The sequence below is a fragment of the Candidatus Neomarinimicrobiota bacterium genome, from assembly GCA_018647265.1.
Lineage (GTDB): Bacteria > Fidelibacterota > Marinisomatia > Marinisomatales > TCS55 > TCS55.
The window spans coordinates 1-5,520 of record JABGTK010000138.1; the positions used below are offsets into that span (position 1 = coordinate 1).

General features: G+C 40.9%; 7 protein-coding genes. 4 read left to right on the top strand and 3 right to left on the bottom strand.

The features are described from left to right. The 3 genes from HN459_08400 to HN459_08410 all read right to left on the bottom strand — a co-directional run. The coding region (locus tag HN459_08400) for a pyruvate ferredoxin oxidoreductase (protein ID MBT3479466.1) at positions 1 to 432 on the bottom strand (432 nt) is incomplete at its 3' end. 127 nt (positions 433 to 559) lie between these two features. After that, on the bottom strand, positions 560 to 1,009 hold the full coding sequence (locus tag HN459_08405; protein ID MBT3479467.1) for a universal stress protein: 450 nt from the start codon (positions 1,007 to 1,009) through the stop codon (positions 560 to 562). Between the two features lie 26 nt (positions 1,010 to 1,035). After that, the gene (locus tag HN459_08410) at positions 1,036 to 1,689 is read right to left on the bottom strand and encodes an energy transducer TonB (GenBank protein MBT3479468.1); all 654 of its coding nucleotides are present in this window, start codon (positions 1,687 to 1,689) and stop codon (positions 1,036 to 1,038) included. Positions 1,690 to 1,867: 178 nt separating this feature from the next. Between HN459_08410 and HN459_08415 the strand changes: the two genes are divergently transcribed. The 4 genes from HN459_08415 to HN459_08430 form a co-directional block, all read left to right on the top strand. Then, complete coding sequence (locus tag HN459_08415) at positions 1,868 to 2,362, top strand: DoxX family protein (protein MBT3479469.1); 495 nt, start codon at positions 1,868 to 1,870, stop codon at positions 2,360 to 2,362. A gap of 12 nt (positions 2,363 to 2,374) precedes the next feature. Then, positions 2,375 to 3,970, top strand: a complete 1,596-nt coding sequence (locus tag HN459_08420; GenBank protein MBT3479470.1) for a Gfo/Idh/MocA family oxidoreductase — start codon at positions 2,375 to 2,377, stop codon at positions 3,968 to 3,970. 22 nt (positions 3,971 to 3,992) lie between these two features. Continuing rightward, positions 3,993 to 5,255: a hypothetical protein gene (locus tag HN459_08425; GenBank protein MBT3479471.1), complete on the top strand. Its 1,263-nt coding sequence runs from the start codon at positions 3,993 to 3,995 to the stop codon at positions 5,253 to 5,255. A gap of 2 nt (positions 5,256 to 5,257) precedes the next feature. Beyond that, positions 5,258 to 5,520: Gfo/Idh/MocA family oxidoreductase (locus HN459_08430; GenBank protein ID MBT3479472.1), on the top strand; the 263-nt coding region annotated here is incomplete at its 3' end.

Here is a 5,520-nt window from a genome sequence, read left to right on the forward strand (position 1 = left end):
TAGCATACCCCACCCTGTATCCGTAACAGCCATAACATCATCATGCCCTGCGTGAACATTTAAAGAGTGAGATGTAAGGGCTCGGGCTCCAATATGAAATACAACTGGAAGCCGCTTGCCCGAAATTGTATAGAGGACTTCTTTCATTAAAACCAATCCCTGCCCCGATGTAAAATTGGTAACTCGCCCTCCAGCTAAAGCATAACCTTCACAAGCAGAAGCAGAACTATGTTCCGACTCAGATTCAATAAAAACCATATGGTCACCCCAAATATTGGTCCCACCATTCGCAATAACTGCTTGGTAACCAGACCCCATGGTAGTCGATGATGTGATTGGATACGCGCAGGCACCTTGTGTGATATGAGATTCAACCCAAACTACAATTGCGGCGCCGTCTGCTGTAGATTTAATTCCTGAATATTTTTTCATTAAATCCTCTAGTTTGATACACTAATAACTATTTATTTGTGATACATAATTTATAATATTTAGTGTTTATAAAAAGGAATTGAAAATCTTTTTCAATTTTGAATAATTTTAACATCATTTTTTTTAATTAGGGCAATTCAAAGGATATGGATTTATCTCTAACGGAAAGAACAGGTATCGGTGATTTCCTCACCACCTTATCGACTGTCGATCCGAATAATAACTGATTCATTGCTGAATGACCATGACTTGACATAACAATCATTTCTGCCTGATTCTCTCTGGAATAGTTTATGATTTCTTTAAATGGAATTCCTTCTAATAAGTGATACTCGGCAACACAATTAGAAAGATACTCCAATACTTCTAATTCTAATTTATCAGATAATTCGTTTCTATTCCTTTCTAATTCATTCGGCAGTGATAATTGTTGATAATAAACGGGTGGAACTATATTGGGGTTTAGCACATGAATTAAGTCAATTTTCATATCAAATCCCTCGCTAAGCATTATTGCTTTCTCATAAGCGACTCGCGCTGAAGCTGAAAAATCAGTTGTAAGAACTATTCGTTTCATTATTTTCTCCTTTTAATTTCGTTTTTTTATTTATTTAGTTTAAAACGGACTGGGACTGATATCCAAACACCAACAGGTATTTCTCTTTGCTTTGCAGGAATAAACCTTGTTTTTCTTATTGCATCACAAGCCGCTTCGTCTAATCCAGTATCTGGAATTCCTTTTATAACAATTGTATCCCTTACTCGCCCTTTCTTATCAACAAAAAATTGGACAAATACATCACCTTCAATCCCTGCCTCTCTTGCCATTTCAGGATAAATTAAATTTTTCTTTATGGCACTATACCCCCCTATGGGCATTGGTGGCTCGTCATAAGGAATAAATTTAACATCCGGACCATCCTTTGGCATTGGTGGCGGGGCATCTAAAACATCATATTCTTCAAAACTGAATTCCTCTAAAGTGAGATCATCTGAAATATCCTCTGTTTCCGCTGCAATAGGTATTGATGGTCTAGTAGGTCGCGGCAAATTTTCAAGCTTTTGATGGGTCAAGGGTATATCAATCTGGTCAATATCTTTATAAGTATATTCTTCAATGTCAAATTGACTTCCCGATAATTTTGGGTATCGTAAAAATAATACTGTAATAATAATTATACTTAAAAAAAATGATAATCGAGTAATGATAATTTCATTTTTCGCCATTTTAATCGAATATTGATGTTTTTTTATCACGATATTAGGACCATTTTATCTTTATTTAAATTACAGTATTAATTTATTAATAGCAATTCATTCTGCCGTTCTGAACGATAAAATACTTTTAAAATTCCTTGTTGAGTTTTAATGTAAATAACGCTTATTCTTTGCAGTTCTTTTTTTACAAAATCTAACGAAGTGAGGTTTAATCAATATGAGCAGTTTTGATTCATCGGTTATAAAAGATAAATGCCAACTTTATGGGCTTGTCACCCTACGCGTACTCATCGGTTGGCATTTTTTGTTCGAAGGAATTTCCAAAATAATTAACCCATACTGGTCGTCAGCAGCCTATCTTTTAGATTCAAAATGGATCTTTTCAGGATTAGCAAAAACGATTGTTTCCAACCCTACCCTTTTGGGCATTTCAGATTATGTAAATATGTGGGGACTTACATTTGTTGGTATTTCTTTACTCTTAGGATTATTCAGCCGCTATGGTGCTTTAATCGGAATGGTGTTCGTTTCTCTTTATTACCTATTTGCCCCACCCCTCCTCGGTTTAGAATATGGCCGTCCAGGTGAAGGCAGTTATCTTATTGTAAACAAAAACCTCATTGAAGCTTGTGCACTTTGGGTAATCTATTGTTTCCCCACCAGTCAAATCATCGGTTTGGATCGTTTCTTTTCCAAACTAGAATCAAATTAAAGGGAGTTTGTTATGAGCGATCAACCGAACAAACAAAATCAAACAAATTTAGAACGCCGAGACATTATAAAAGGTCTTGCCACTGTGCCCGTATTTGGCCTTTTCTTGGCAAACCTCTGGCGGAAAATGAGTCGTGATGCGGCCAAAAAAGCCAACCTGCTTTCCAACTTAATCCAAGAAAAATCTGCCCCCGCAGTAATTAGTGGATTGTCAGATAGTAAACATTTGAACATTGGCGTAATTGGATACGGCGGTCGAGGCGGTCATTTGGTCCGCGGTGCTGGATTTGCTACTCCGAGCTGGACAGACCGAGCTTCGGAAAATGCGCGAAAGAATAAACTGGACAAGGGATTTGCAACCTTCATGTCCCAAGAAGATTTGAATGTATCCCTTGTGGGAGTGTGCGATTTATTTGATGTAAATGCAAATAATGGTATTGCCGCTTCCGCCAATGAAGTTCGCCCCGGTAGCAAACCGAGTAAGTCTGCTGTTCGGTACCGTCACTATAAAGAATTGCTCGCCAATGATGAAATTGATGCGGTCATTATTGCCACACCGGACCACTGGCATTCCCGTATTTCTATTGATGCGGCCAAAGCTGGGAAACATGTCTATTGCGAGAAAGGAATGACCCGAACTTTTGATGAGGCAGTAGATGTTTACGATACAATAATAGAAACAGGAATTAAATTTCAGCTTGGTCACCAGAACCGCCAGGTAGAAGCAAATGAAAAAGCAAAGCAAATCATTAAACAGGGTCTCCTTGGTCCTATCAATATGGTTGAACTGACCACCAACCGAAACTCTCCATGGGGCGCATGGGTTTGGAATATCCACCCTGATGCCAACGCCAAAACGCTCGATTGGGACATGTTCCAGGAACCATCACCCAACAAAATTCCCTTTGGTAAAGAAGCACTAGAGCGTTTCTTCCGCTGGCGCTGTTGGTATGACTATGGCACTGGACTTTCCGGAGATTTATTCTCTCATGATTTTGATGCATTAAATCAGATTATGGACATTGGTATACCAAAATATGCATCTTCAACAGGTGGTATCTATTTTTACAAAGACGGCCGTGATGTACCTGACGTTTGGAATGCAACTTTGGAATATCCGGATAAGGATTTAACTGTTCTATACAGTGCTACCCTTTCCAGCAATAATCCTCGTGGAAACCGGATTATGGGTCACGATGCCACCATGCAAATGGGCGGTCAAAGCGGTGGTGGATCTGTCCATGGATTTGTAGTGACGGCAGACTCCGAATCCACCCAATATAAAGAACGGCTACAGAGTGGTATCATAAATCCGAAATACCCAATTTACACTTATTCGCCAGGGTCAAAACAGATTGATGGTGTAACATCAGCCACTTCTCGTTATTTCGCGAATAAGGGACTTCTTTACACCTATCGCGAAGGAAAGCGTGTGGACCCAACCCATTTACATATCAAGGATTGGCTCGATTCCATCCGCAATGACGGTACCCCAAAATGTAATATTGAAGTAGCTTTCCACGAAGCAGTGGCATGCCACATGGCGACCGAATCCTATTTCCAAGGTCGGCGAATCGAATGGGATCCTGTGAATCGCAAATTGATTTGACACTATAAACTCAGAAAATTAAATGACGAAAAATTCTCGATTGGGGACTATGATGTTCCTGCAATACGCCATTTGGGGTGCATGGTTACCCCTTACGGCAAGATACCTCTCCGCTAGTATAGCAGAAGGGGGACTTGGATTCTCCGGATCACAAATTGGCATGATCCTCGGTTTAGCCGGATCAATTGGCGCCGTTGCGGCACCTTTTATTGCGGGCCAATTTGCAGACCGATATTTTAGCACAGAAAAGGTTTTGGCTTTTTTGGTCTTTACCGGTGGACTTGTTAAATGGTACACATCGACACAAACAGATTACCAAGCGTGGCTCTACTTATCTATTCTATATAGTGTTTTGTATATGCCAACGCTAGCCTTATCAAATTCCGTAGCCTTTGCCCACATTGACGATGCGGAAAATTCTTTCCCAAGAATAAGAGTTTGGGGCACGATTGGTTGGATTGCAGCCAGTTGGGCCTTCCCCATGATTTGGCTCCAGCAGGATCTTTCGTTTCAACTTATGCCGCCATTTCTTTCCGGCGCTGAAGTCCCCAATGTGACAGCCCGTTTGGCAGATGCACTTAAATTTTCCGGATTCATTTCAATGACCTATGGCGCATTCTGTTTTATGCTTCCAAACACACCGCCCAAAGCAGATGCAGTTGAAAAACTGGCCTTCAAAAAAGCATTTTCTCTTTTCAATAATAAATCATTTCTCGTCCTTGTTTTAGCCAGTTTGGGTGTAAGTATTATTCACCAGATCTACTTTCTCCAGACGGGGCCATTCCTCTCGTTTATCGGGATTAAGGATAGTGCTATTGGTCCCGCCATGACCATCGGCCAATTTGCAGAAATCGCCACCATGGCCTACTTAGGATTCTTCTTAAAGCGCTTCGGTTTCAAGAAAGTTATCACCATCGGCATTATGGCCTACTTCGCGCGTTATGCCATTTTTGGCACATCCATTCTCCCTGCTTGGGTGATGGTTGTTAGTCAGGCCTTTCACGGATTTTGTTTTGCTTTCTTTTTTGCCGCCGGATTTATCTACGTGGATAAGCTTGCGGATGATGATGTTCGCCATTCTGCCCAAACGGTATTTGGCATTATCATTTTTGGCGGTGGCCCCGTTGTGGGTGGATGGCTCTCCGGGTATTTGCAGGAAATTTATACAGTCGGTGGGATTTTTAATTATTCCAGTTTTTGGTACACGCTGGCTGGAATGGGATTGGTCACGGGTATTTTATTTTTCTCCTTCTTCAACGTACAATTAAAAAAGAGTGATGAATAAGTATGGGTAAACAACGCATAGGTATCGGATTTATCGGTGGTGGCTTCATCACTCGTTTTCATATACAATCACTAATATCCGTACGGAACTGCGATGTGGTGGGTGTCATGTCCCGCACAAAAGCATCCGCTGAAGAATCGGCCAAACTGGCCCGATCTATCGGTGTAGGAGATAATGCAAAAGCATACGACACCATTACCGATATGATTGCCGACCCTGCTATTGATGCACTTTGGGTCTGTTCCCCGAACTTTGCCCGTATTGA

Excerpts from the sequence above, each read along its gene's own strand:
- HN459_08415 (MBT3479469.1), top strand. The coding sequence starts at position 1,868 with ATGAGCAGTTTTGATTCATCGGTTATAAAAGATAAATGCCAACTTTAT.
- HN459_08425 (MBT3479471.1), top strand. The coding sequence starts at position 3,993 with ATGACGAAAAATTCTCGATTGGGGACTATGATGTTCCTGCAATACGCC.
- HN459_08420 (MBT3479470.1), top strand. The coding sequence starts at position 2,375 with ATGAGCGATCAACCGAACAAACAAAATCAAACAAATTTAGAACGCCGA.
- HN459_08405 (MBT3479467.1), bottom strand. The coding sequence starts at position 1,009 with ATGAAACGAATAGTTCTTACAACTGATTTTTCAGCTTCAGCGCGAGTC.